The 2,469-nt window shown below is 52.8% G+C and carries 2 protein-coding genes; both read right to left on the minus strand.

The window, feature by feature from the left end; all coding sequences use genetic code 11:
- Positions 1-109: 109 nt before the first annotated feature.
- Entirely contained in the window at positions 110-862 is a 753-nt protein-coding gene (gene istB, locus KNP76_RS15450) for an IS21-like element helper ATPase IstB (protein ID WP_214827220.1), read from the minus strand.
- Complete coding sequence (gene istA / locus KNP76_RS15455) at positions 859-2,448, minus strand: IS21 family transposase (protein WP_371816288.1); 1,590 nt, start codon at positions 2,446-2,448, stop codon at positions 859-861. The genes istB and istA overlap by 4 nt, the downstream gene beginning before the upstream one ends.
- Positions 2,449-2,469: the final 21 nt, after the last annotated feature.

Here is a 2,469-nt window from a genome sequence, read left to right on the forward strand (position 1 = left end):
CTAGTGCGGACTTGTGAGCCACCGAATGCGGACGACTGAGCCACCAAATGCGGATACTGAGCCAGTCAATATGAAGAAAAAGGCCATCGACTCATCGATGGCCAAGATCTTAGCTTATTCCTAGCCCATGGCGTTCCCTCATTGAGGTTTCGCCATCGACCAGGATTTTATAGGAGTCGTGTACGATCCTGTCGAGAATTGCGTCCGCGATTTGGGCCTGTCCTAGCTTCGAATGCCATCCCTCGGGTGCGAATTGAGAACAGAAGATGGTCGAGGAACGCTTCAGCCGTGCCTCAACGATTTCCAACAGATGCATCACATGCTCCTGTGGGAGCTCGGTGAGGAGCCATTCGTCAAGGATCAGGAGGTCGATCGTCCGATACTTGTGGATTAACTTCCTGAAGCTGCCGTCCGCCTCGTATTTCGCCACCGCGAGCTCGTCCAATAGTTCAGGCAGCCGGATATACTTCACCTTGTGGAATTGGCGACAGGCCTGGACGGCCAAAGCGTTCGCCAACCATGTTTTTCCGTTGCCTGATGCCCCCATCAGGATGACGTTATGATGATTCTTGATGTAGTTGCCCGAGGCGAGCTCTAGGATCAGTTTTTTGTCCAACCTCCGGTCCGGATGGTATTCAATATGTTCGATTGACGCGGACGGGTCGGACAAAGTCGCCTGCTTGATGAGCCGATCGAGCTTGTTCGACCGGCGTCTCGAGTATTCCTGGTCGACCAACAGGTTGAAACGATCATCAAAATCCAACTCGGCGTACTCTTTCATCTCATGCTGTAATTCATATTGCTCTGCCATCCCGGTCATTTTCATCTCGGTCAACTTTCTTAACGTCTCCTGGTTGATCATGTTCTATCGCCTCCGAAATATTTTGCTCCACGCGTGAATCCGTGGTCTTCTTTTGATTGACTCGGTCGTTCGGTGACGACCGAAGCTCGTGCCGCCTTTTTCTTTTGCCGGTCCAAGATGCCTTTATAGACGCTGATGGTAGGCTGCGACGCGACCTCGAGTAAGCTCTTGGCGGCCGCCTCCATCTGATCGTTCGAATGTTTCTTGTTCAGGTTCCGAATGACCGCCAGGAAGCCAAGCGCCTTTTTCTCCACGTTGTTCTCAAGAATATACGTCACGAACTGCTCCATGTTGGTACCTACGGTACGTGCCCATGCCCGGTTGTTCTCCGGGTTGTGGTCGAGATAGAGGCGATGGTTGTCGGGCATATGGTCGGTGTTCGTCGCGTACTGCCCGATTGCGCCCTTCAGGCGCGTGTGGGAGGCGATTCTGACGTCCTTGAAATAGACCTCGATTAAGTTCGCCGTCAAGCGCACATCGACGTCTTCGCGGGTATAATCATAAGGGACGGAATAAAACATGCGTTCAACTTGGATGTGGTAGTTCAGTTGTACTTTCGCGGTTCGCCATTCCGTCATCTTGAAGCGTGTTTTCGGTAAGGGGCGCAAGGTCGCGCTCTCCTCTTCCGTGAACACGCTTTTTCTTGAGCCGCTTCTTTTTTGGAACTCCTGGATGTTCATCTCCTCGAGCCTTGAATGGATTTCCTTGTTCAGATCCTCGATGTGGAAACACTGGTAATTCCGTAACGCCGCGATGATCTGACGTGAAAGGAAGCCGACCGCACCCTCGACGCTCGGCTTGTCTTTCGGTTTGCGGATGCGACTAGGCACGACGACCGTCCGATAATGGTCCGCCAGCTCACGGTAAGCCTCATTCACCTGTGAGTCGCCTCGGCGATGCTTCGTGATTCCGGTCTTGAGGTTGTCCGGAACCAGCGTCTCGGTGACGCCGCCGAAGTATTCGAAGGCGTGTACGTGCGCAGTCAGCCACGATCGCGACTTCATGTCGAGGAAGGCCTCGGCGTAGAAATATTGGCTGTACGGAAGCGCGGCGACAAAGACATAGGCCTCAATCTCCTCGCCGGCGGCACTGTCCATGATTTTCAGCGTCGCTCCGGCCCAGTCGACCTCTAAGACTTCGCCCGGCTTCCTACGGATGGGCATGGTCAGCTTGTACTTCTTTGCGTATGATCCATACTTCTCTGTGAAGGAGCGATAGGCATACGGGATTCTACCTGCGTCTCTCGCCGTGCTGCAGTATTCGTGGTGAAGCAGCTTCAATGTCACGTTCTTCTTCTGTAGCTCCTTGTGAATCATCTCGAAATCGACAGGGTGGTAACCCTTTTCCATCGGTTCACGCTCAGGGAACAAGAACTCATACAGCCATTTTTTTGTCATCCTGTCTTCCAAGCTGTCGATGCCACGTTCAGTGGCCCGTTGAATCACATCGCTCACCGTGTTCCTCGAATGTCCGGTGCTCGCACTGATCGTGCGTTGACTGATCCCATCAAAATGAAGTTCCAGTATCTTGCGACCATCAATCAAAACAAAACCCCCATACTTCAATGTCATGCCGACGGCATGCATCTCAAGTATAGGGGAGAAAAG

It is taken from the genome of Exiguobacterium sp. s150 (assembly GCF_018618435.1).
In the GTDB taxonomy this organism is placed as follows: Bacteria; Bacillota; Bacilli; order Exiguobacteriales; family Exiguobacteriaceae; genus Exiguobacterium; species Exiguobacterium alkaliphilum.

Coding starts and splice junctions, on each gene's coding strand:
- istA (WP_371816288.1), bottom strand. CDS start 2,448: ATGCATGCCGTCGGCATGACATTGAAGTATGGGGGTTTTGTTTTGATT.
- istB (WP_214827220.1), bottom strand. CDS start 862: ATGATCAACCAGGAGACGTTAAGAAAGTTGACCGAGATGAAAATGACC.